This is a genomic window from Escherichia sp. E1V33 (genome assembly GCF_004211955.1).
Taxonomy (GTDB): domain Bacteria; phylum Pseudomonadota; class Gammaproteobacteria; order Enterobacterales; family Enterobacteriaceae; genus Escherichia.
Genome location: NZ_RHJI01000004.1, coordinates 68,089 through 92,242, shown reverse-complemented (window position 1 = coordinate 92,242; position 24,154 = coordinate 68,089). Strand labels below are relative to the sequence as shown.

The window sequence follows — 24,154 nt, the reverse complement described above, 5'->3', positions numbered from 1 at the left end:
AATAAATTGAGGTTGCTATGTCTATTGTGGTGAAAAATAACATTCATTGGGTGGGTCAACGTGACTGGGAAGTGCGTGATTTTCACGGCACGGAATATAAAACGCTGCGCGGCAGCAGCTACAATAGCTACCTCATCCGCGAAGAAAAAAACGTGCTGATCGACACCGTCGACCATAAATTCAGCCGCGAATTTGTGCAGAACCTGCGTAATGAAATCGATCTGGCGGATATCGATTACATCGTGATTAACCATGCAGAAGAGGACCACGCCGGGGCGCTGACCGAACTGATGGCACAAATTCCCGATACGCCGATCTACTGTACAGCCAACGCTATCGACTCGATAAATGGTCATCACCATCATCCGGAGTGGAATTTTAATGTGGTGAAAACTGGCGACACGCTGGATATCGGCAACGGCAAACAGCTCATTTTTGTCGAAACACCAATGCTGCACTGGCCGGACAGCATGATGACTTACCTGACAGGCGACGCGGTGCTGTTCAGTAACGATGCTTTCGGTCAGCACTACTGCGACGAGCATCTGTTCAACGATGAAGTGGATCAGACGGAGCTTTTCGAGCAGTGCCAGCGTTACTACGCCAATATCCTGACGCCGTTCAGCCGCCTGGTAACGCCGAAAATTACCGAGATCCTGGGCTTTAACTTACCAGTCGATATGATAGCGACCTCCCACGGCGTGGTCTGGCGCGATAACCCGACGCAAATTGTCGAGCTGTACCTGAAGTGGGCCGCTGATTATCAGGAAGACAGAATCACCATTTTCTACGACACCATGTCGAATAACACCCGCATGATGGCTGACGCTATCGCCCAGGGGATTGCGGAAACCGACCCACGCGTGGCGGTGAAAATTTTCAACGTCGCCCGAAGCGATAAAAACGAAATCCTGACCAATGTCTTCCGCTCAAAAGGCGTGCTGGTCGGCACTTCGACGATGAATAACGTGATGATGCCGAAAATCGCCGGGCTGGTGGAGGAGATGACCGGATTACGCTTCCGTAACAAACGCGCCAGTGCTTTCGGCTCTCACGGCTGGAGCGGCGGTGCGGTGGATCGTCTTTCCACGCGCCTGCAGGATGCGGGTTTCGAAATGTCGCTTAGCCTGAAAGCGAAATGGCGACCAGACCAGGACGCTCTGGAGTTATGCCGTGAACACGGTCGCGAAATCGCCCGTCAGTGGGCGCTCGCGCCGCTGCCGCAGAGCACGGTGAATACGGTAGTTAAAGAAGAAACCTCTGCCACCACGACGGCTGACCTCGGCCCACGGATGCAGTGCAGCGTCTGCCAGTGGATTTACGATCCGGCAAAAGGCGAGCCAATGCAGGACGTTGCGCCAGGAACGCCGTGGAGTGAAGTCCCGGATAACTTCCTGTGCCCGGAATGCTCCCTCGGCAAAGACGTCTTTGACGAACTGGCATCGGAGGCAAAATGAGGAACGGCATTGTGATCATTGGTTCGGGCTTCGCCGCCCGCCAACTGGTGAAAAATATTCGCAAACAGGACGCCAGTATTCCATTAACCCTGATTGCCGCCGACAGCATGGATGAGTACAACAAACCTGACCTCAGCCATGTTATCAGTCAGGGGCAACGTGCCGACGACCTTACCCGCCAGACGGCGGGTGAATTTGCCGAGCAGTTTAATCTGCTCCTGTTTCCGCAAACCTGGGTGACGGATATCGATGCCGAAGCCCGTGTGGTGAAAAGCCAGAATAATCAGTGGCAATACGACAAGCTGGTGCTGGCAACCGGTGCCAGCGCCTTTGTCCCGCCAGTGCCTGGGCGTGAGTTAATGCTGACGTTAAATAGTCAGCAAGAGTATCACGCCTGTGAAACGCAACTGCGGGATGCCCGACGCGTGTTGATTGTTGGCGGTGGTTTGATTGGTAGCGAACTGGCGATGGATTTTTGTCGTGCAGGCAAAATGGTTACGCTAATCGACAACGCTGCCAGTATTCTGGCGTCGTTAATGCCACCGGAAGTAAGCAGTCGCTTGCAGCATCGGTTGACGGAGATGGGCGTTCATCTGCTGTTGAAATCTCAGTTGCAGGGGCTGGAAAAAACGGATTCTGGCATTCAGGCAACGCTGGACCGCCAGCGCAGCATCGAAGTGGATGCGGTAATTGCCGCCACCGGACTGCGCCCGGAAACCGCCCTGGCACGACGCGCCGGGCTGACGATTAATCGCGGCGTTTGCGTCGATAGTTATCTGCAAACCAGTAATGCCGATATTTACGCGCTGGGCGATTGCGCGGAAATTAACGGTCAGGTATTGCCGTTCCTCCAGCCGATTCAACTTAGCGCGATGGTGCTGGCAAAAAATCTTCTCGGCAATAACACGCCGCTGAAACTACCGGCGATGCTGGTGAAAATCAAAACGCCGGAATTACCGCTGCATCTGGCAGGCGAAACCCAGCGTCAGGATTTACGCTGGCAGATTAATACCGAAAGCCAGGGAATGGTGGCGCGCGGTGTTGACGATGCAGACCAACTTCGCGCCTTTGTGGTCAGTGAGGATCGGATGAAAGAGGCATTTGGATTGTTGAAAACATTGCCGGTGTAGGCGGGCTACTGTGCCCAAAATGTCGGATGCGACGCTGACGCGCCTTATCCGACCTACGGGGAGCGCATGTGTTGGTCACATAATGCGTTCATGTCGCATCCGCCTACTGTGCCCAAAATGTCGGATGCGACGCTGGCGCGTCTTATCCGACCTACGGGGAGCGCATGTGTTGGTCACATAATGCATTCATGTCACATACAGCTACTGTGCCCAAAATGTCGGATGCGACGCTGGCGCGTCTTATCCGACCTACGGGGACGCATGTGTAGGCCGGATAAGGCATTTACGCCGCATCCGGCAAGGGTGTCCAAATGCAACACGCTTTATCCGTTCTGGAGTTCACCCGCTAACCAACGCGCCGCAGCAATAACCCCCTGCCCCAGAGACAAACCGCCATCACCCGCCGGTAAACTCTGTGGAAACAGCAATGTGAAATCAGCGAGATAGTGCGCCAGACGTGCACGCAGCAAACGGTTATGAATAACCCCGCCGCTAAATACCAGCGTAGTGATACCACACATCGTGGCCTGCTCACGCATCAACGCGGCAAAACCCTGCGCCAGCGCATCATGAAACGCCCACGCGCGTTGATTAACCGGAGCCTGCCAGTTCAGCCACTGCTGCCAGAAAGTAGCGAGATCCAGTTGATTGTCCACCAGCGGCATCGTCACCGGATGCGTCACTCCGTCGCATGAGGCTGCGAGCGCCTCCAGAGCACAAGCCGCTTCACCTTCATAACTTAACGAGGCTGGCGCACAGCCCAGTGCCGCCGCCACAGCATCGAACAAACGCCCGCACGATGACGCCAGCGGCGCGTTAATTCCACGCTCAATGGCTCGCGCCAGCACGCTCCAGTTTTGCTGTTGCACACTTACCGTTTCAGGGTAATTCTGCCACTCCGGCACAAAGCGCAGGCACTGCGCCAGTAGGTTTCGCCACGGCTGCTTCGCAGCCAAATCGCCCCCCGGAAGCGCCACTGCAGGCAAGCCGCCCAGGTGCTCACATTCGCGATAGTTCACCCGCAGGCACTCGCCGCCCCACAAAGCGCCGTTCTCCCCCATACCGATACCGTCGAGCGTCAAAGCAATGACATCACCGCCCTCCAGTGGCCAGTGATGTTCTGCCAGACACGCCGCCGCGTGGGCATGATGATGCAGTACCGTTTGCGTCGGCAGATTCATTTCGCTCGCCCACTGGCTGGAGACATAGCCCGGATGCACGTCATGCACAACGTATTGCGGAGTGAAATCGTAGATGTTTTGCATCAGGCGTAACGCTTCGCGCCACTGCATCTGGATGCCATCGTCACTTAAATCGCCCAGATGCTGACTCAACACCGCTTGTTCACCGCGCACCAGGCAGAAGGTATTTTTCAGATCCGCGCCAAGACACAGCACAGGCAGAACATTTTTAAAGCCCGGAGGCAAAACCAGCGCATCCGGCACATACCCCCGCGAACGGCGCAGCATTTCGCCGCTTTCGCGCACCACCGAATCATCCATCCGCTGCACAATGTCGCGGTTATGTATCAAGAATCCGTCGGCAATGCCCTGCAAATCCGCCAGCGCCTGTGCGTTGCTGATAGCCGGTGGTTTACCGCTCAGGTTGCCGGAGGTCATCACCAGCGGGCATTGCAGTTCCTGTAACAGCAAATGCTGAAGCGGATTCGCAGGCAACATCACCCCGACTTCGTTAAGGCCAGGGGCGATATCATCACAAATCTCAGGTACGTATTTTTTATCCACCAGCACAATCGGCGCAGCGGGCGTGGTAAGCAACTGGCGCGCAGCGTCTGGTAAACCGTCAGCCACTGGCAACATGACCGCCAGCGGTTTCGCCGGGCGATGTTTGCGCGCCCGAAGTGTCGCCACCGCGTTACTGTTACGTGCATCGCAGGCAAGATGAAATCCGCCAATCCCTTTGATGGCGACAATGTTGCCCATTTTTAACTGTGCGATAGCCGCCTGTAATGCCGCCTCTTGTTCTGCATGTTCACCATGACTTACCCATTCAAGATGTGGGCCACACTCCGGGCAGGCCACCGGCTGGGCGTGGAAGCGACGATCGAGCGGGTCGCGGTACTCTTTGTCACAAGCCGGACACAACGGAAACGCCGCCATCACGGTAAACGGGCGGTCGTAAGGCATCGCGCGAATAATGGTGAAACGCGGGCCGCAGTGGGTACAGTTGATAAACGGATAACGATAACGCCGTTCGCCTGGGGTATTCATTTCGGCAAGGCAAGCAGGGCAAGTGGCGGCATCGGGAACAATTTGCGTATTCATGGTGCCGCCTGTGCTCTGGCGGATGGTGAACTCGGTGGGCGGCTGTGACCAGATAAACGGCTCACGCTCGACGCTATCAATACGCGCCAGTGGCGGACAGTGCTGATGCAATTGAACAAGAAACGTTTCCGGGTCTTCCAGCAGCCGGACTTCTACGCCATCGCCGTCATTACAGACATCGCCGTGAAGATTTAATTGCTGTGCCAACTGCCAGACAAACGGACGAAAACCGACGCCCTGCACTTTGCCACGAATACGCAGTTGGACACCGCAAGATGTGTTTTTTGCCATTGAGTTATTCCCGCCATCATGAATTGCGTAACCCGCCCAGCCGGACACGACAGCGTCGCATCCGGCAGTCACAGGTCGGCGATACCGCCCGCTCCGTATTCTACGAATATTTCCGGGAATTCCTTTGATGCCAGAACAGTTCTGTAAGATTTTTAGAACATCAGCGCCGTGCGGCGACGTTTTTCTGCGCTCAGTTGTTCAAGTTTATTACGATCGACACAAATCAGCGCATGAGTCGGGCAAGCCGCCATACACGCCGGGCCGTCTTCACGATGGTTGCACAGGTCGCATTTATTGGCTTCGGCTTTGTCAGCCCGTACATTCAGCCCCGCGCCGCTGTTGCGAATCACCGGACGTACCACCACTTCCATCGCGCCATACGGGCAAGCCACAACGCAGGTTTTGCAACCAATGCAACGTTCCTGCATCACATGAACAAACCCTTTATCACGGCTGATAGCACCATTCGGGCAGACGTTAGCGCACGGTGCATCTTCACACTGACGGCAAACTGTCGCCGTGGAAATGTTCACACCTTTAATGACATGGATACGCGGTAAAAATGTTTCCGGGGTCAGCGATGCACAGTCCTGATTTTCCTGATGAGAAACCACGCACGCCACTTCACAGGTACGGCAACCAATACATTTACTCGCGTCAGCAATGATGAAACGGTTCATCAAATTCTCCAGCAATGACAGTTAATGCGCCGATACATTCACAAATCATGCCAGTTTTTAATTCACTGTTATTTAAGGAAATTAATTTCTGTAATGCAGGAAAAAAGATGTCATCGACACTAGTGACGATGACATGTGATGACAATGTTTATCGCGAAAGAGCAATGAGTGAGTCGCGGCGGATCAGTTTTCCGCTGAAGGTTTTCGGCGGTGAGAAATCCCCGCCATCGAGCATAAAAATCAGCCGTCCAATAATTTCCTGAATCATCTCTGTTACCGGAATTTTTACGCTGGAGAGCGCCGGAACGGTGTAGGGGGCAATTGCGATATCATCGAATCCGATAACTGACACCTGCTCTGGCACCGCTACGCCGCGCTCGTGTAACGCTTTCATCGCACCTATCGCCATATCGTCGTTACTGGCAACTAACGCGCTAAATTTAGCCCCACGTTCGAGCAACATTTCTACCCCTTCGGCCCCGCTGGCAGGCGTCCATTTACCGTTAGCGATAAGTTTTTCATTGAGCGCAATACCATGCTGCGCCAGCGCGTCTTTATACCCGGCAAGACGTTCAACGCTGGTGGGGGAATCCATCGAGCCGGTAAGGAAAGCAATCTCCTGATGTCCGGCGTTTATCAACTCTGCCACGGCGTTAAAGCTGGTCTGTTTATGATCGCACCAGACGCTATGGCTGCTATTTTTGCGCAGGCGGCGATTAAGCACCATTATCGGCTGACTGTGCGCGTCAATGATGTCATCAATTTCATCCACGCTTAAAAAGCGCGGATAAATCATAATGGCGTCGCAGCGCAGATCCAGCAGATACTGAATCGCCTGGCGCTCTTCTTCGGCGCTGTGTTTACCATCTGCCAATAGCAACTGCCGCCCTTTCTCTTCCGCCATTCGCGCGGCATGAAACAGTAATTCACTAAAATAAATGCCGTGGTAAAGCGTGTTGGTCACTACCAGCCCCAGCGTCTGAGTACTCTTCGCCGACAGATTGCGCGCCAGCAAGTTTGGACGGTAACCGCTCTCTTCTACCGCCTGAAACACGCGATCTTTAGTCTCCTGGCTGACGTAGCCATTACCTGAAAGCACGCGGGAAACGGTCGCTTTTGAAACCCCGGCGCGCTTCGCCACTTCCAGCATCGTCGTCATCATTTTCATCCCTTTACACGCAATCAACGCAGTGTACTGCACCGTTTGCCGATTGTCCTTGGGCAATCGGCGGGAAAAATATTCAGGTGACCGGTTTCACAAATATAAAAAATGAACAATTAACTCTCTTGCTTATTTAGTGACAACTATTCATGATTTTGTGAAACCGGTTTCCTAATTCCGTTTCAGCATTGGCATTTTTCCGTCACGTCGACTGATAACAACTACATCTACCCTACTGATAACAGGATAAAATCCGATGGCCAAAAATTATGCGGCGCTGGCACGCTCGGTGATAGCGGCACTGGGCGGCGTTGATAACATCTCGGCAGTCACGCACTGTATGACGCGTTTGCGCTTTGTTATCAAAGATGATGCGCTTATCGACAGCCCGACGTTAAAAACCATCCCCGGCGTGCTCGGCGTGGTACGCAGTGACAACCAGTGTCAGGTGATTATCGGCAATACCGTTTCACAAGCCTTTCAGGAAGTCGTCAGCCTGCTGCCGGGAGATATGCAGCCCGCACAGCCCGTAGGTAAACCCAAACTCACGCTACGTCGCATTGGTGCGGGGATCCTCGATGCGCTGATCGGCACCATGTCACCGCTGATCCCGGCGATTATCGGCGGATCGATGGTCAAACTGCTGGCGATGATCCTCGAGATGAGCGGCGTGCTGACAAAAGGATCGCCGACCTTAACCATTCTGAATGTGATTGGTGACGGTGCTTTCTTCTTCCTGCCGCTAATGGTCGCGGCATCTGCCGCCATCAAATTTAAAACCAATATGTCGCTGGCGATTGCCATCGCGGGTGTGCTGGTACATCCGAGTTTTATTGAACTGATGGCGAAAGCGGCCCAGGGGGAACATGTCGAATTTGCCCTGATCCCGGTCACCGCGGTGAAATACACCTACACGGTGATCCCGGCGCTGGTGATGACCTGGTGCCTGTCATATATCGAACGCTGGGTGGATCGCATTACACCGGCGGTGACCAAAAACTTCCTCAAACCAATGCTGATTGTGTTGATTGCCGCACCGCTGGCAATCCTGCTGATTGGCCCGATTGGTATCTGGATCGGTAGCGCCATTTCGGCGCTGGTTTACACCATTCATGGTTATCTGGGCTGGCTTTCAGTCGCCATTATGGGCGCGCTGTGGCCTCTGCTGGTAATGACCGGGATGCACCGCGTCTTTACGCCAACCATCATTCAGACCATTGCCGAAACCGGCAAAGAAGGGATGGTCATGCCGTCAGAGATCGGCGCTAACCTGTCGCTGGGCGGTTCATCACTGGCGGTGGCGTGGAAAACGAAAAACCCGGAACTGCGCCAGACGGCGCTGGCTGCGGCGGCATCAGCCATTATGGCGGGGATTTCCGAACCGGCGTTATACGGCGTGGCGATCCGCCTGAAACGTCCGCTTATCGCCAGTCTTATCAGCGGTTTTATTTGCGGCGCGGTTGCCGGTATGGCGGGGCTTGCCAGCCACTCAATGGCAGCGCCGGGGCTATTTACCAGCGTGCAGTTCTTCGATCCGGCGAATCCAATGAGCATCGTCTGGGTGTTCGCGGTCATGGCGCTGGCGGTCGTGCTGTCGTTTATCCTCACACTGTTGCTCGGCTTTGAGGATATTCCTGTTGAGGAAGCGGCTGCCGAGGCGCGAAAGCATCAGAGCGCACAACCGACCGTCGCCAAAGAAGTAAGTCTTAATTGAGGATGAAAATGTCAGTATTTCCGCAAGGTTTTTTATGGGGCGGCGCGCTTGCCGCCAACCAGTCTGAAGGTGCGTTCCGTGAAGGTGGCAAAGGACTGACCACGGTCGATATGATCCCACACGGCGAGCATCGAATGGCGGTGAAACTGGGGCTGGAAAAACGTTTTCAGTTGCGCGATGACGAGTTTTATCCCAGCCATGAGGCGACGGATTTTTATCATCGTTATAAAGAAGATATCGCCCTGATGGCAGAGATGGGATTCAAGGTTTTCCGTACCTCAATTGCCTGGAGCCGTCTCTTTCCGCAGGGCGATGAAATCACGCCCAATCAGCAGGGCATTGCTTTTTATCGTTCTGTCTTTGAAGAGTGTAAAAAGTACGGTATCGAACCGCTGGTCACGTTGTGCCACTTCGATGTGCCGATGCATCTGGTCACCGAATATGGCTCCTGGCGTAACCGCAAGCTGGTGGAGTTTTTCAGCCGCTACGCCCGGACCTGCTTTGAAGCATTTGATGGTCTGGTGAAATACTGGCTAACCTTCAATGAAATCAACATTATGTTGCATAGCCCGTTCTCCGGCGCGGGTCTGGTGTTTGAAGAAGGTGAAAATCAGGATCAGGTGAAATATCAGGCCGCGCATCACCAGCTGGTTGCCAGTGCGCTAGCCACCAAAATCGCCCATGAGGTTAACCCGCAAAATCAGGTGGGCTGTATGCTGGCGGGTGGTAACTTCTACCCTTACAGTTGCAAGCCGGAAGATGTCTGGGCGGCGCTGGAGAAAGATCGGGAAAACCTGTTTTTTATCGATGTGCAGGCGCGCGGCGCGTATCCGGCTTACTCTGCCCGCGTATTCCGCGAAAAAGGGGTAACCATCGACAAAGCACCGGGCGATGATGAAATCCTGAAAAACACCGTCGATTTTGTCTCCTTCAGCTATTACGCCTCGCGCTGCGCCTCGGCGGAGATGAACGCCAACAACAGCAGTGCGGCGAACGTGGTGAAATCGCTGCGTAACCCGTATTTACAGGTAAGCGACTGGGGCTGGGGAATTGATCCACTCGGTCTGCGTATCACCATGAACATGATGTACGACCGTTACCAGAAGCCGCTGTTTCTGGTGGAAAACGGCCTCGGCGCAAAAGATGAACTTGCTGCCAATGGCGAGATTAACGATGACTATCGCATCAGCTATTTACGCGAACATATCCGCGCAATGGGCGAAGCGATTGCAGACGGTATTCCTCTGATGGGCTACACCACATGGGGCTGTATTGATTTGGTTTCTGCTTCAACGGGTGAAATGAGCAAGCGCTACGGTTTTGTCTACGTAGACCGTGACGACGCAGGCAACGGTACGCTGACGCGCACACGTAAGAAATCGTTCTGGTGGTATAAAAAAGTGATTGCCAGTAATGGCGAAGATTTAGAGTAAGTAACCATGCCGGATGCGGCGTGATGAATGCCTTATCGGGCCTAGTGTCGCACGAACCAGGTAGGCCCGATAAGCGCAGCGCATCGGGCAATCTGGCGTTTGCTATCAGTTCTGATTCCCTCATCAAGAACATCCCTGTCCTGATTCCTTACTGAAAAACTACTCTTCTTCTACCGCTAACTGCGCGAAACCGCCGTTCCCTTCCCAGCCTTCCAGACGTTGATAAACGGTTTCAACCGCATCTTTAATCCTCTGGGTCATCGGGTAGTAAAAGCCGACGATATCCGGCTGGATGCCGAGGAAAATCACTTCGCCAATGTCTTCTTTTAACTGGTCGATAAGGTAGTTCAACGGCATGTTATGGGTAGTCATCATAAACATCTCGGCGATGTCATCCGGGTCGATGATGCGGATCTCGCCGGGGTTTAGCCCCATATCCGTGGCGTCGACAATCAGCAGCCGTGTCGGGCGCAGTTCGCGGATAGCGACAATGTCGTTTTCCGGTGCGCTACCGCCGTCAATCACCACCCAGTTGCCTTTCGGCGCGGCGGCGCACTTTTCCGCCAGCAGCGGGCCTGCGCCATCATCGCCCATCATGCTATTGCCAACACAGAGTAAAACGTCAGTCACGCAGTCTCCTCACCATCAAATAGATGGCGTTTTCCTGATGAATATCATGCAACATACTTAACAGCATTGTACTCCATTCTTTCTGCTGCGAAGTTTGCGCTGCCCGGGCTTTATCGAATGCGTTGGCCAGCATCGGCACATGGTTAATGTCGATGACGATTTCACCATACTTCGGCACACCTTCCATTTTGCGGCGGGCTTCGCTGCCCGCCTCCAGAGTGGCAATCCATGCCAGATATTCATCCCACGGGCAGGTGAGCGCCGCTTCCAGGCAATCGATAACCCCAAGGTGGTGACCAATCGCCAGGCTGTAATAGACCACCTGCTGCGCCTCGGCGGGCGTGGCATCGTTCTCATCAATAAATTTACGGCTCAGTTGACTGAACACCACCTTTTCACTCATCGGATACGCGCCTCTTCAACAACATGATTCAGATGGCTGACAATCTCGTTCAGACGCGGATCGTTTTCCGCTTCCAGCCAGCGTGCAACCTGTTCTTCGCCCTGCCCTAACTGTGTAAGGTAATCATCGGCAATCTGACGACCGTAACGATAACCCGCCAGTCGACGTGCTTCGCGATCCACTTTCACACGCAGCGGCTGCACCATATCGCCATGCAGAATTTCTGCCGGTTGTTCATCCTGCTCACCCGGGCCACGGGCGTGAATTTTCTGCTCCAGCAGGCCGAGCGCCATTGCAAAGCCGTACAGCGTGGCGGCAGGCGTTGGCGGGCAGCCAGGGATATAAACATCCACCGGGACGATTTTATCCGTACCGCCCCACACGCAGTAGAGATCGTGGAAGATCCCGCCGCTGTTACCGCAGGCACCGTAGGAGATACAAATTTTCGGGTCCGGCGCGGACTGCCACGCACGCAGCGCAGGGGATCGCATTGCACGGGTGACCGCGCCGGTAAACAGTAAAATATCCGCATGACGCGGTGAAGGAACGACTTTAATGCCGAAGCGTTCTGCATCGAACAGCGGCGACAAAGTGGCGAAAATTTCGATTTCGCAGCCGTTGCAGCCGCCGCAGTCCACGCGGTAAACGTAGGCAGAACGTTTGATTTTTTTCAGTAACGACGCCTTCATGCTGGCGATGGATTCATCCACCGTCATCGGGACCGGAATGCCGTTGGCGTCACGGGGGCCTAATAAATTGCTCATCAGATGGCCTCTTTCATATGGCGAGTCAGTTCAATACGGTCGGACGGCACCAGGCATTTCTGGCGCTTACATTCCGGGCAAGTCTCAAAGCTTTCGCGGTGGTTTTCCGCGCGGCTGTCGCCGTTGTGCTTAAGCAGCGCAATGGCGTAGTCGATCTCTTTCTGAACGGCGAAAGGACGATTGCAGACGCGGCAGTTACACAGCGCGAAGCGGGACTGTTGCAGGAAGTCTTCTTTCTTCCACACCGCCAGTTCGTACTCTTGCGACAGTTTGATCGCCGCCGTCGGGCAAACTTCTTCGCAGCGTCCACAGAAGATGCAACGCCCGAGATTAAACTCCCACGCAAGCTCTCCTGTGGCGAGGTCAGTTTCAACCGTTAAGGCGTTTGACGGGCAGGCATTGACGCAGGCCGCGCAGCCGATGCACTGCTGCGGGTTCTGCTCTGGCTTACCACGGAAGTTTTTATCAACCGCAATCGGCTCCAGCGGATAAGACGAGGTCGCCGTGCCGGTTTTGATGACTTTTTTGATAAAGGTAAACATGGCGATTCCTTATTTCAGCGGCGAGTTTTTACGCTCAATGCTGTAGCGCTCGAGTTCTTTGTACGGCACCACTTTGCTCTTCTTCTTACGCACATCGACCACGGTCATGCGGTCGGTACAGGAGTAGCAAGGGTCGAGGCTACCGATAATCAGCGGCGCATCGGAAACGGTATTGCCACGCAGCATGTAGCGCAGGGTCGGCCAGTTCGCGTAAGTCGCGGCACGGCAGCGCCAGCGGTACAGCTTCTGGTTGTCGCCGGTCATGCTCCAGTGGATATCGTCGCCGCGCGGCGCTTCGGCAAAGCCCAGCGCAAAGCGGTGCGGAATGTAGGTAAAGCCTTCCACCATCAGTGGGCCACCCGGCAGGTTATCCAGACCGTAGTCGATCATGTTCAGCGCGGTATAGACTTCGTTGATACGCACTTTCAGACGGGAAATAACGTCGCAGCCCTGCTCGCTGTGGACTTCCATTGGCAGCAGGCCATAGCCGACAAATGGGTGATCGGCGCGGGTATCGCGGGCGTGACCGCTGGCGCGGACCATCGGGCCAACGTTACTGAAATCGCGGGCGATTTCCGGGTCCAGACGACCAATGCCGACAGTGCGCTGTTCCATGTTCGGTGTGCTCAGCAGCACATCCACCAGCTCCTGCACTTCACGACGCATCTGTTGTGCCAGCTGGCGGGTCTGGATCATGTCGTCTTTCAGCAGATCGCGACGAATCCCGCCGATCAGGTTCAGGCCGTAGGTTTTACGCGCACCGGTAAGGATCTCTGCCATTTTCATGGAGGTTTCACGCACGCGGAAGAACTGCATAAAGCCGGAGTCGAAGCCGGTAAAGTGGCAGGCGAGGCCGAGGTTGAGCAGATGCGAGTGCAGGCGTTCCACCTCCAGCAGAATGGCGCGGATCATCTGCGCACGTTCTGGCACCTGAATACCCATCGCGTTTTCCACCGACGTGGTGTAGGCGGTGCTGTGAGCAAAGCCGCAGATCCCGCACACACGGTCAGAGAGGAAGGTCACTTCGTTATAACCCATGCGGGTTTCCGCCAGTTTTTCCATGCCGCGATGGACATAGAACAGGCGGTAGTCGGCGTCGATAATGTTTTCGCCATCGACGAACAGACGGAAGTGGCCCGGTTCGTCAGAAGTAACGTGCAGCGGACCAATCGGCACGACGTTGTTTTTCTTGTCGCCCAGTTCGTTGATGAACTCGTAGGTTTCAGCATCGGTGGTCGGTGCCGGACGCTGACGATAATCCATGCTGTCTTTACGCAGCGGATAAAGTTCATCCGGCCAGTCATCCGGCAGCACCAGACGGCGTTCATCCGGCAGACCAACCGGAATCAAACCGTACATATCGCGCACTTCGCGCTCGCCCCACACCGCCGCCGGAACGCGCGGCGTCACGGACGGATACTCCGGTTTGTTGGCATCAACTTCGACGCGAACCGTTACCCAGCACTTAGTCCCCTTCTCCATCGACAGCACGTAATAAACGGCGTAATGACCATTCAGTTTGCGTTCGTCGTTACCAAACAGCACCGACAGCCAGCCGCCCTGCTTGTAGTAGAGAAACTCCACCACTTCCGGCAGATAGTTCACCTTCACGGTGACAGTCAGCTGATCTTTGGTCTGCCAGGCGTGGTCCAGCACGACGCCCGGAAATGCCTCATTCAGCGCGGCGAGATAATGTTGACCTAATTTTTCTTCAGACATGCTCAAACTCTCTTTAATCACGCCGCCAGCAAGGAGACGAACGCTAAAAATGCAAAGCCAAACCCAGCCCAGGTAATGCGTGGAGTAATATCAAGACGCAGACGGGCCATGCTGTTTTCGAATAGCGCGATAACCAGGACGCCGACCACCAGTTTGACGATGGCAATCACCAGCGCCAGCAGCAGTCCACCAGCGGTGAAGGTTTCCATTTGTCCCCACGGAATAAACACCCCGACGAACATCTGCAACACCACCAGTTGTTTCAGGCTGATACCCCATTTCATGACGCCAAAGCCGCTGCCGCTATACTCAGAGAGCGGACCTTCCTGCAACTCCTGCTCGGCTTCCGCCAGGTCGAACGGCAGTTTGCCCATTTCGATAAAAGTGGCGAACGCACAGGCACAAAGCGCCAGCACCAGCGGGATGCTCTGGCTCAGCGGCCAGTGATAAACGGTGTCGGTGATGTTGCTGATGTTGGTGGAACCGGCAACCTGCGCGGCAACCCACAGACCAAGCAACAACATCGGCTCGACCAGCACACCCAGCATCGCTTCACGGCTCGCGCCGATAGCGGTAAACGGGCTACCGGTATCCAGACCAGAAATGGCAAAGAAAAAACGCGCGATGGCAAAGAGATACAGTAAGGTGATCAAATCACCCAGCTGCGGCAGCGGAGAATCAACGGTCACCACCGGCAGCGCAGTAGCGATAGTCAGCATGACGCCCACCATCACATACGGCGTCAGGCGGAACACCCAGCCGGAGGCATCCGGGCCAACGCTCTGGCGGCCCAGCAGTTTGATAATGTCGCGATACTCCTGCAACACGCCCGGCCCGCGACGGTTATGCAAGCGGGCGCGCGCCACGCGGGTAATACCGGAGAGCAGCGGCGCAACGGCAAATAACACCAGCGCCTGAATTAACGGATATAAAACACTCATTCTCAGGCTCCTCGTGAAACAATAATCACCACCAGCACCGCCAGTTCAACCAGCGCCATCCGGCGGAACAGCAACGCACTGCCTTCGCACTGCCAGCCCGGCACCAGCGACACCGGATTCAGCCATTTACGCAGTTTCAGCACTGGCGCAAACGCCTGTTTAACCGGTATGGCAAAACCGTGAGCGGTAATCACCATTGATTTTTCATGGTCGTAGCCGCACACCCAGGCCGCGCCACGGGAACGTGACGGCAGACGGTCGCCTTTGCAAATCGCCATGATGATGAATGGCAGTAGCGGGCAGGCAATCAGCAGCAGTGTGATCATTGGTTGAGAAACGGTGGTGTTAGCAGGCTCCAGCGGCAGAGGTACAGCAGCAGAGAGCATCGGCAATAGCCACGGCGCAGCAACACCGCCAATTACGCAGCAAATCGCCAGTGCCACTACGCATACGCTCATCAGGAGCGGCGCACAGGTGGCGTTTTCGGCTTCTTTGGTACGCGGCGCGCCAAGGAAAGTGACGCCATAGACTTTCGCCATACACATCACCGCCAGCGCACCGGTAATTGCCAGACCCACAGCGAGCAGCGGCCCCAGCAGACGGGCAACAAACGCGCCACTATTGCTCAGTTTGAAGAAGGATTGATAGATAACCCATTCCCCGGCAAAACCGTTCAGCGGCGGCAGCGCAGCCATTGCCATCAGCCCGACCAACATAGCGATGGAGATAACCGGCATTTTCTTGCCAATACCACCGAGTTTTTCGATATCGCGATGACCGGTACGGAACCAGACGCTCCCCGCCCCGAGGAACAGTACGCTTTTGAACAGGCTATGGTTAAGCAGATGGTACAGACCACCGACCAGGCCAAGGGCAATCAGCGCCGGTTGTTCGAGTGCGATACCCGTTACGCCAGCCCCCAGCCCCAGCAGGATGATGCCGATATTCTCCAGGGTGTGGTAAGCCAGCAGGCGCTGGATGTTGTGCTCCATCAGCGCATACAGACCGCCGACGAACGCGGTAATCATGCCGAGCACCAGCAGCGCAATTCCCCACCACAGCGGTGCATTACCGCCCAGCAGTGACAGGGTTAAAATGCCCAGCAGACCAATTTTCATCACTACAGTGGAAAACAACGCCGCAGCTGGCGCAGAGGCGTTAGCATGTGCCTGCGGCACCCAGCCGTGCAGCGGGATAATCCCAGCCAACAGGCCAAAACCAATCACGCCGAGCAGCCAGATATCGGAACCGAGCGGCAGTTGCTGCACGCGCATATCCAGCAGGCGCAGATCCAGCGTGCCGTAACGCTGCCAGACCAGCCAGCAGGCAATCGCCAGCAGCAGAGTGCCAAGACGCCCCAGCGCAAACCACAGTTTGCCCTCTTTACTGTTGCTGGTGAGGAACACCGCACACAGGGCCATGATTTCTGCCATTACCACGAACATACCGAGGTTGCTGGCGATGACGGCACAGACGGCAGCAGCCATCAACATATTGATCTGCAAACCGTTGCACTTCACCTGCGCATGTCGATGCCAGTCAATGTTGTAGAGGCTGACAAACAGACCGCAAAGGCCGAGGGTAATCAGCCAAATCGCGTTAAGCGGGGAGATTTGAATATCGAAACTCACCAGCGAAAGCGCGCCGCTCACGCCGACTGCACCAGTCAGCACGGAGAACCCCGCCGCTGCCGTGTACACGCTACCAACTGCGCCGCCAATTCCGGCAATCCAGCCACTTAGCGCCTTATGAAATGAAAAGAGAAATGCCAGAACAGCGGCGGCGGCAAACCACGCCACGCCACTATTGATCAGTGAAATTGCGCTCATTTAGCCTCTCCACTTTGAGCCTGCTGAAACAAGGTGAGATCGCCAAAGTCCGTGTTAAAGGTCAGCTCACGCTTACGCTTGCTGACGCGGGCGATATCGGTGTTATCCACCAGATGCAGGGCTTTGGTTGGGCACATCCGCACGCAGGCCGGACCTTGTTCATCAAAGCTACAAAGGTCACATTTGACAGCGATAGCGCGAATACCCGGCACCCAGTCAAGCAGCGTGCTGACACGCGCCGGAGCAGGCGGTGCCGGTGGCGCTTTCGGGGTATTGGCATTTGCAGGAATATCCAGCGGACGGCTGCCGGAAAATTCGATTGCGCCGAATGGACAGGCGATGCCGCACAGTTTGCAGCTTACGCACAGGCTTTCATTCAGCTGGACTGCGCCATCAACACGAGTGATAGCGTTAACCGGGCAGACTACCGCACAAGGTGCATCTTCACAGTGGTGACAGAGCTGCGGCGCAGATTCTTTATCATTAAGCATCACTCTCAGGCGCGGCATAGACTGAAGGCCGTGCTGGCGATGCGTCTCTGAACAGGCAGCCTCACAGGTGTGGCAGCCGATACAGAGCGTGGAGTCAGCAATTACAAAACGATTCACCGGGCATTCCTCAGGTGATTGTCATTTTTGACGAAAACATGCCGATGAAATGTCATTTTCGACACTCATCGACACGCCCATCCCCAAACAGGCATGACGCCTGCAAACCAGGCAAAGCCTCAGCTCATGCTGCTGAGCTTTGCCCCTTTACCAGTTGGCTTAAATTCACCGGCGTATTGTTCTCAATGGCGGTGTATAAGCTGTCGTAAACACCAGCGATTTTTTCGAGATAGTGTTCCAGAACCTGTTCTCGATTACGGATGTTGACCTTGCCATCAATCATGCCGTCAATGCTTAACTGAGCCTGTGCTATCCGCTGTTTATCTTCACCGTCTTTCGTTTCGACGTAGTACTCGATGGTGTGGCTGTTAAAACCATCCGCCAGGGTGACGTAAATACGAAAATGTTCAAAAAGTACGAAACAGAGTTCTTTATCTGGCGCGCAGCTCATGGCGTGGTGCAGGCGCGCTTTTGATAACGTGATCCCCTGAACCAGCGAATTGCAGTAGATATGCCACTGGTCCTGTAGGCGACGATGCCGCTGTGCGATGTAATCGGCTTTCTCGCTTATTTCCCAAATAGTCATTGTCAGGTTACCCGTTTAACAGAGATGCCAGCCTTAAGCATTTTTTGTGCCAATTTTTATCTCATTGTTATTTATATATTTTTTATAAGTCAGCCGACTTTCGACGCCATGACGACGTGTCATTTCGACATCATCGACATTGTTCACATCAGAGATAATCAACACTGGCATAATTATTGCTTGTCACGGGCAACAGTTAATGGGAGGCGATATGCACGAAATAACCCTCTGCCAGCGGGCACTGGAATTGATCGAACAGCAGGCCATACAGCACGGCGCAAAACGCGTAACTGGGGTCTGGCTCAAAATTGGCGCATTTTCTTGTGTCGAAACCAGCTCTCTTGCCTTTTGTTTTGATCTGGTTTGCCGCGGCAGCGTGGCAGAAGGTTGTAAACTGCACCTCGAAGAACAAGAGGCCGAATGCTGGTGTGAAACATGCCAGCAGTATGTGACGCTACTGAGCCAGCGCGTCCGCCGCTGTCCGCAGTGTCATGGTGACATGCTACAGATTGTGGCAGACGACGGTTTACAGATTCGGCGAATAGAAATAGACCAGGAGTGAGCGATGTGTACAACATGCGGTTGCGGTGAAGGCAACCTGTATATCGAGGGTGATGAACATAACCCTCATTCCGCGTTTCGTAGCGCACCTTTTGCCCCGGCGGCACGGCCGAAGATGAAAATCACCGGCATTAAAGCGCCTGAATTTACCCCCAGCCAGACCGAAGAAGGCGACCTGCATTATGGTCACGGTGAAGCTGGCACTCATGCGCCGGGTATGAGCCAGCGTCGGATGCTGGAAGTCGAAATTGACGTGCTGGACAAAAACAATCGTCTGGCTGAACGCAACCGCGCGCGCTTTGCTGCCCGCAATCAGTTGGTACTCAACCTGGTTTCCAGCCCTGGTTCCGGTAAAACTACGCTTTTGACGGAAACCTTAATGCGCCTGAAAGATAGCGTTCCGTGTGCGGTGATTGAAGGCGACCAGCAAACCGTGAACGATGCCGCCCGCATTCGCGCTACCGGCACACCAGCGATTCAGGTGAATACCGGTAAAGGCTGCCATCTCGATGCCCAGATGATCGCCGACGCCGCACCGCGCCTGCCACTGGACGATAACGGTATTCTGTTTATCGAAAACGTTGGCAACCTGGTATGCCCGGCCAGCTTCGATCTCGGTGAAAAACACAAAGTGGCGGTGCTTTCCGTTACCGAAGGTGAAGACAAACCGCTGAAATATCCGCATATGTTTGCCGCCGCCTCGCTGATGCTGCTCAACAAAGTTGATTTACTGCCGTATCTCAACTTTGACGTTGAGAAGTGCATCGCCTGTGCCCGCGAAGTGAACCCAGAAATTGAAATCATCCTCATTTCCGCCACCAGCGGCGAAGGGATGGACCTGTGGCTGAACTGGCTGGAGGCACAGCGATGTGCATAGGCGTTCCTGGCCAGATTCGCACCATTGACGGCAACCAGGCGAAAGTCGACGTCTGCGGCATTCAGCGCGATGTCGATTTAACGCTAGTCGGCAGTTGCGATGAAAACGGTCAGCCGCGCGTAGGCCAGTGGGTACTGGTCCACGTTGGCTTTGCCATGAGCGTAATTAATGAAGCCGAAGCGCGCGACACTCTCGACGCCTTACAAAATATGTTTGACGTTGAGCCGGATGTCGGCGCGCTGTTGTATGGCGAGGAAAAATAATGCGTTTTGTTGATGAATATCGCGCGCCGGAACAAGTGATGCAGTTAATTGAGCATCTGCGCGAACGTGCTTCACATCTTTCATACACTGCCGACCGCCCTCTGCGGATTATGGAAGTGTGCGGCGGTCATACCCACGCCATCTTTAAATTCGGTCTCGACCAGTTACTGCCGGAAAACGTTGAGTTTATCCACGGCCCTGGTTGCCCGGTGTGCGTTCTGCCAATGGGCAGAATCGACACCTGCGTGGAAATTGCCAGCCATCCGGACGTCATCTTCTGTACCTTTGGCGACGCCATGCGCGTACCGGGGAAACAGGGGTCGTTGTTGCAGGCAAAAGCACGTGGCGCCGATGTGCGCATCGTCTACTCGCCAATGGATGCGTTGAAACTGGCGCAGGATAACCCAACTCGTAAAGTGGTGTTCTTTGGCTTAGGGTTTGAAACCACCATGCCGACCACCGCCATCACTCTGCAACAGGCAAAAGCCCGCGATGTGCAGAATTTTTACTTTTTCTGTCAGCATATTACGCTGATCCCTACGTTGCGCAGTTTGCTGGAACAACCCGATAACGGCATCGACGCGTTTCTCGCGCCGGGTCACGTCAGTATGGTGATTGGCACCGATGCCTATAATTTTATCGCCAGCGATTTTCATCGTCCTCTGGTGGTAGCTGGATTCGAACCACTTGATCTACTGCAAGGCGTGGTGATGCTGGTGGAGCAGAAAATAGCGGACCACAGCAAAGTAGAGAATCAGTACCGACGAGTGGTGCCAGATGCAGGTAATTTGCTGGCACAACAGGCGATTGCTGACGTCTTCTGCGTCAATGGCGATAGCGAATGGCGCGGCCTTGGGGTGATCGAATCTTCTGGCGTGCACCTGACGCCGGATTATCAACGATTCGATGCCGAAGCACATTTCCGCCCGGCACCGCAGCAGGTTTGCGATGACCCACGCGCACGTTGTGGTGAAGTATTGACCGGCAAATGTAAGCCGCATCAATGCCCGCTGTTTGGTAACACCTGTAATCCTCAAACCGCGTTCGGCGCACTTATGGTTTCCTCCGAAGGGGCATGTGCCGCATGGTATCAGTATCGTCAGCAGGAGAGTGAAGCGTGAATAATATCCAACTCGCCCACGGCAGCGGCGGCCAGGCGATGCAGCAATTAATCAACAGCCTGTTTATGGAGGCGTTTGCTAATCCGTGGCTGGCAGAACAGGAAGATCAGGCTCGTCTTGACCTGGCGCAACTGATGGCGGAAGGCGACCGTCTGGCGTTCTCCACTGACAGTTACGTCATCGACCCGCTGTTCTTCCCTGGCGGTAATATCGGCAAGCTGGCGATTTGCGGCACGGCCAATGACGTTGCGGTCAGCGGCGCTACCCCACGTTATCTCTCCTGTGGATTTATCCTTGAAGAAGGATTACCGATGGAGACGCTGAAAGCGGTAGTAACCAGCATGGCAGAAACCGCCCGCGCGGCAGGAATCGCCATCGTCACTGGCGACACGAAAGTGGTACAGCGTGGGGCGGCGGATAAACTGTTTATCAATACTGCCGGCATGGGCTCGATCCCAGCGAATATTCACTGGGGAGCACAAACTCTCACCGCAGGCGATGTTCTGCTGGTTAGCGGTACGCTCGGCGACCACGGTGCAACTATCCTTAACCTGCGCGAGCAGCTGGGGCTGGACGGCGAGCTGGTCAGCGATTGCGCGGTACTGACGCCGCTGATTCAGACATTGCGCGACATTCCCGGCGTGAAAGCGCTGCGCGATGCTACCCGTGGTGGAGTGAACGCGGTAGTTCATGAGTTCGCGGCAGCCTGCGGTTGCGGTATTGAACTTTCAGAAGCAGCACTGCCGGTTAAACCTGCCGTGCGTGGCGTTTGCGAATTGCTGGGACTGGACGCCCTCAACTTTGCCAACGAAGGTAAGCTGGTGATTGCCGTAGAGCGTAACGCGGCAGAGCAAGTGCTGGCGGCGCTGCGTTCCCACCCACTGGGGCAAGATGCAGCATTGATTGGCGAAGTGGTTGAGCGTAAAGGTGTTCGTCTCGCTGGACTTTATGGCGTGAAACGAACTCTCGATCTACCACACGCCGAACCGCTACCTCGTATATGCTAATAAAAATCTAGCCCCTGGAATTTGTCATTTACCTTTTGCACCGCTTAGCGGTGCTTTCCTGGAAGAACAACATGTCGTATACACCGATGAGTGATCTCGGACAACAAGGGTTGTTCGACATCACTCGGACACTATTGCAGCAGCCCGATATGGCCTCGCTGTGTGAGGCTCTTTCGCAACTGGTAAAGCGTTCTGCGCTCGCCGACAACGCGGCTATTGTGTTGTGGCAAGCGCAGACTCAACGTGCGTCTTATTACGCGTCGCGTGACAAAGACAATCCCATTAAATACGAAGACGAAACCATTCTGGCACATGGTCCAGTGCGCAGCATTTTATCGCGCCCTGACACACTGCACTGCAGCTACGAAGAGTTTTGTGACACCTGGCCGCAACTGGCCGCGAGTGGGCTATACCCCAAATTTGGTCACTATTGCCTGATGCCGCAGGCAGCGGAAGGACATATTTTTGGCGGCTGTGAATTTATTCGTTATGACGATCGCCCGTGGAGCGAAAAAGAGTTCAATCGACTGCAAACATTTACGCAGATTGTTTCTGTTGTCAGCGAGCAAATTCAGAGCCGCGTCATCAACAATGTCGACTACGAACTGCTATGCCGGGAACGGGATAACTTCCGCATCCTGGTTGCCATCACCAACGCGGTACTTTCTCGTCTGGACATGGACGACCTGGTCAGCGAAGTGGCTAAAGAAATCCACTACTACTTCGATATCGACGATATCAGCATCGTTTTACGCAGCCACCGCAAAAACAAACTCAATGTTTACTCCACTCACTATCTCGATAAGCAGCATCCCACTCACGAGCAGAGTGAAGTTGATGAGGCAGGAACCCTCACCGAGCGCGTATTTAAAAGCAAAGAGATGCTGCTGCTTAATCTCCACGAACGAGACGATTTAGCCCCCTACGAACGCATGTTGTTCGACACCTGGGGCAACCAGATCCAGACGCTGTGCCTGCTACCGTTGATGTCTGGCAACACCATGCTGGGCGTGCTGAAACTGGCGCAGTGCGAAGAGAAAACCTTTACCACCACTAACCTGAGTTTGCTGCGCCAGATTGCTGAACGTGTGGCGATTGCCGTGGATAACGCCCTCGCCTATCAGGAAATCCATCGTCTGAAAGAGCGTCTGGTTGATGAAAACCTTGCTCTGACTGAACAGCTCAATAATGTGGATAGCGAATTTGGCGAGATTATTGGTCGCAGCGAAGCCATGTATAGCGTGCTCAAGCAGGTTGAGATGGTAGCGCAAAGCGACAGTACCGTACTCATTCTCGGTGAAACGGGAACGGGTAAGGAACTGATTGCCCGCGCGATCCACAATCTTAGCAACCGCAATGGTCGGCGAATGGTGAAGATGAACTGCGCCGCCATGCCTGCGGGACTGCTGGAAAGCGACCTGTTTGGTCACGAACGAGGGGCTTTTACTGGTGCCAGCGCCCAGCGTATTGGTCGTTTTGAACTGGCTGATAAAAGCTCGCTGTTCCTTGATGAAGTGGGCGATATGCCGCTGGAGTTACAGCCTAAGTTGCTGCGTGTCTTGCAAGAACAGGAATTCGAACGCCTCGGCAGCAACAAAATCATTCAGACTGACGTACGTTTAATTGCCGCGACCAATCGCGATCTGAAAAAAATGGTCGCTGACCGCGAGTTTCGAAGCGATCTCTATTACCGTCTGAATGTCTTCCCGATTCATCTGCCGCCGCTGCGCGAGCGCCCGGAAGATATTCCGCTGCTGGCTAAAGCTTTTACTTTCAAAATTGCCCGCCGCCTGGGTCGTAACATTGACAGCATTCCAGCCGAGACTCTGCGCGCATTGAGCAATATGGAATGGCCAGGTAACGTGCGCGAACTGGAAAACGTCATTGAGCGTGCGGTGTTGCTGACACGCGGTAACGTCCTACAACTCTCTTTACCCGATATCCCCCTGTCAGAACCTGAAACACCGCCGACCGCGACGGTCGTCGCCCAGGAAGGCGAAGATGAATATCAACTGATTGTCCGCGTATTAAAAGAGACTAATGGCGTGGTTGCCGGGCCAAAAGGCGCTGCACAACGTCTGGGGTTAAAACGCACCACCCTGCTGTCACGGATGAAACGGCTGGGGATTGATAAAGCGGCATTGGTTTAAC

22 protein-coding genes are annotated in these 24,154 nt (G+C 54.6%); 10 read left to right on the top strand and 12 right to left on the bottom strand.

The genetic code is table 11. The features are described 5' to 3' along the window. Positions 1 to 17 precede the first annotated feature (17 nt). Both norV and norW read left to right on the top strand, forming a co-directional pair. On the top strand, positions 18 to 1,457 hold the full coding sequence (gene norV / locus D9742_RS03825; RefSeq protein WP_000029622.1) for an anaerobic nitric oxide reductase flavorubredoxin: 1,440 nt from the start codon (positions 18 to 20) through the stop codon (positions 1,455 to 1,457). Continuing rightward, positions 1,454 to 2,587, top strand: coding sequence for an NADH:flavorubredoxin reductase NorW (gene norW, locus D9742_RS03820; protein WP_130236038.1), 1,134 nt, complete (start codon positions 1,454 to 1,456; stop codon positions 2,585 to 2,587). Before norV ends, norW begins: the two co-directional genes overlap by 4 nt. 323 nt (positions 2,588 to 2,910) lie before the next feature. On the opposite strand, the gene hypF is transcribed toward norW, so the two are convergent. The 3 genes from hypF to ascG all read right to left on the bottom strand — a co-directional run bounded on the left by hypF (position 2,911) and on the right by ascG (position 7,002). Further along, positions 2,911 to 5,163 (bottom strand): carbamoyltransferase HypF, encoded by a 2,253-nt coding sequence (hypF, locus tag D9742_RS03815; RefSeq protein ID WP_130236037.1) that lies wholly within the window; start codon positions 5,161 to 5,163, stop codon positions 2,911 to 2,913. 152 nt (positions 5,164 to 5,315) lie between these two features. Beyond that, a complete protein-coding gene (gene hydN, locus D9742_RS03810; protein ID WP_001078777.1) occupies positions 5,316 to 5,843 on the bottom strand; it encodes an electron transport protein HydN in 528 nt (175 codons plus the stop codon). Positions 5,844 to 5,991: 148 nt separating this feature from the next. Further along, positions 5,992 to 7,002 carry a DNA-binding transcriptional regulator AscG gene (ascG, locus tag D9742_RS03805; RefSeq protein ID WP_165382754.1) on the bottom strand — a complete coding sequence of 337 codons (1,011 nt, stop codon included), beginning with the start codon at positions 7,000 to 7,002 and terminating at the stop codon, positions 5,992 to 5,994. Positions 7,003 to 7,261: 259 nt separating this feature from the next. Between ascG and ascF the strand changes: the two genes are divergently transcribed. Continuing rightward, positions 7,262 to 8,719 (top strand): PTS cellobiose/arbutin/salicin transporter subunit IIBC, encoded by a 1,458-nt coding sequence (gene ascF / locus D9742_RS03800; RefSeq protein ID WP_024249982.1) that lies wholly within the window; start codon positions 7,262 to 7,264, stop codon positions 8,717 to 8,719. An 8-nt stretch (positions 8,720 to 8,727) separates the two neighbouring features. Continuing rightward, a complete protein-coding gene (gene ascB / locus D9742_RS03795; RefSeq protein WP_089630469.1) occupies positions 8,728 to 10,152 on the top strand; it encodes a 6-phospho-beta-glucosidase AscB in 1,425 nt (474 codons plus the stop codon). 159 nt (positions 10,153 to 10,311) lie between these two features. On the opposite strand, the gene hycI is transcribed toward ascB, so the two are convergent. The 9 genes from hycI to hycA form a co-directional block, all read right to left on the bottom strand. Continuing rightward, positions 10,312 to 10,782, bottom strand: a complete 471-nt coding sequence (hycI, locus tag D9742_RS03790; protein WP_130236035.1) for a hydrogenase maturation peptidase HycI — start codon at positions 10,780 to 10,782, stop codon at positions 10,312 to 10,314. Continuing rightward, entirely contained in the window at positions 10,775 to 11,185 is a 411-nt protein-coding gene (hycH, locus tag D9742_RS03785; RefSeq protein ID WP_001291918.1) for a formate hydrogenlyase assembly protein HycH, read from the bottom strand. Before hycH ends, hycI begins: the two co-directional genes overlap by 8 nt. After that, positions 11,182 to 11,949 carry a formate hydrogenlyase subunit HycG gene (gene hycG / locus D9742_RS03780; protein ID WP_000067401.1) on the bottom strand — a complete coding sequence of 256 codons (768 nt, stop codon included), beginning with the start codon at positions 11,947 to 11,949 and terminating at the stop codon, positions 11,182 to 11,184. Before hycG ends, hycH begins: the two co-directional genes overlap by 4 nt. Continuing rightward, on the bottom strand, positions 11,949 to 12,491 hold the full coding sequence (gene hycF, locus D9742_RS03775) for a formate hydrogenlyase subunit HycF (RefSeq protein ID WP_000493785.1): 543 nt from the start codon (positions 12,489 to 12,491) through the stop codon (positions 11,949 to 11,951). The genes hycG and hycF overlap by 1 nt, the downstream gene beginning before the upstream one ends. 9 nt (positions 12,492 to 12,500) lie before the next feature. Continuing rightward, positions 12,501 to 14,210 (bottom strand): formate hydrogenlyase subunit HycE, encoded by a 1,710-nt coding sequence (hycE, locus tag D9742_RS03770; RefSeq protein ID WP_001288134.1) that lies wholly within the window; start codon positions 14,208 to 14,210, stop codon positions 12,501 to 12,503. Between the two features lie 17 nt (positions 14,211 to 14,227). Then, complete coding sequence (hycD, locus tag D9742_RS03765; RefSeq protein WP_130236034.1) at positions 14,228 to 15,151, bottom strand: formate hydrogenlyase subunit HycD; 924 nt, start codon at positions 15,149 to 15,151, stop codon at positions 14,228 to 14,230. 2 nt (positions 15,152 to 15,153) lie between these two features. Beyond that, the gene (gene hycC / locus D9742_RS03760) at positions 15,154 to 16,980 is read right to left on the bottom strand and encodes a formate hydrogenlyase subunit 3 (protein WP_130236033.1); all 1,827 of its coding nucleotides are present in this window, start codon (positions 16,978 to 16,980) and stop codon (positions 15,154 to 15,156) included. Beyond that, the gene (hycB, locus tag D9742_RS03755; RefSeq protein WP_059268566.1) at positions 16,977 to 17,588 is read right to left on the bottom strand and encodes a formate hydrogenlyase subunit HycB; all 612 of its coding nucleotides are present in this window, start codon (positions 17,586 to 17,588) and stop codon (positions 16,977 to 16,979) included. The genes hycC and hycB overlap by 4 nt, the downstream gene beginning before the upstream one ends. A gap of 124 nt (positions 17,589 to 17,712) precedes the next feature. Next, on the bottom strand, positions 17,713 to 18,174 hold the full coding sequence (gene hycA / locus D9742_RS03750) for a formate hydrogenlyase regulator HycA (protein ID WP_130236032.1): 462 nt from the start codon (positions 18,172 to 18,174) through the stop codon (positions 17,713 to 17,715). 211 nt (positions 18,175 to 18,385) lie between these two features. Between hycA and hypA the strand changes: the two genes are divergently transcribed. The 6 genes from hypA (at position 18,386) to flhA (ending at position 24,153) form a co-directional block, all read left to right on the top strand. Then, positions 18,386 to 18,736 carry a hydrogenase maturation nickel metallochaperone HypA gene (hypA, locus tag D9742_RS03745; protein ID WP_130236031.1) on the top strand — a complete coding sequence of 117 codons (351 nt, stop codon included), beginning with the start codon at positions 18,386 to 18,388 and terminating at the stop codon, positions 18,734 to 18,736. 3 nt (positions 18,737 to 18,739) lie between these two features. After that, positions 18,740 to 19,612 carry a hydrogenase nickel incorporation protein HypB gene (gene hypB, locus D9742_RS03740; RefSeq protein ID WP_130236030.1) on the top strand — a complete coding sequence of 291 codons (873 nt, stop codon included), beginning with the start codon at positions 18,740 to 18,742 and terminating at the stop codon, positions 19,610 to 19,612. Further along, the gene (hypC, locus tag D9742_RS03735) at positions 19,603 to 19,875 is read left to right on the top strand and encodes a hydrogenase 3 maturation protein HypC (protein ID WP_000334881.1); all 273 of its coding nucleotides are present in this window, start codon (positions 19,603 to 19,605) and stop codon (positions 19,873 to 19,875) included. Before hypB ends, hypC begins: the two co-directional genes overlap by 10 nt. Continuing rightward, positions 19,875 to 20,996, top strand: coding sequence for a hydrogenase formation protein HypD (gene hypD / locus D9742_RS03730; RefSeq protein WP_130236029.1), 1,122 nt, complete (start codon positions 19,875 to 19,877; stop codon positions 20,994 to 20,996). Before hypC ends, hypD begins: the two co-directional genes overlap by 1 nt. Next, positions 20,993 to 22,003 (top strand): hydrogenase maturation carbamoyl dehydratase HypE, encoded by a 1,011-nt coding sequence (hypE, locus tag D9742_RS03725; RefSeq protein ID WP_130236028.1) that lies wholly within the window; start codon positions 20,993 to 20,995, stop codon positions 22,001 to 22,003. The genes hypD and hypE overlap by 4 nt, the downstream gene beginning before the upstream one ends. Before the next feature lie 71 nt (positions 22,004 to 22,074). After that, positions 22,075 to 24,153, top strand: a complete 2,079-nt coding sequence (gene flhA, locus D9742_RS03720; RefSeq protein WP_130236027.1) for a formate hydrogenlyase transcriptional activator FlhA — start codon at positions 22,075 to 22,077, stop codon at positions 24,151 to 24,153. Position 24,154 lies beyond the last annotated feature (1 nt).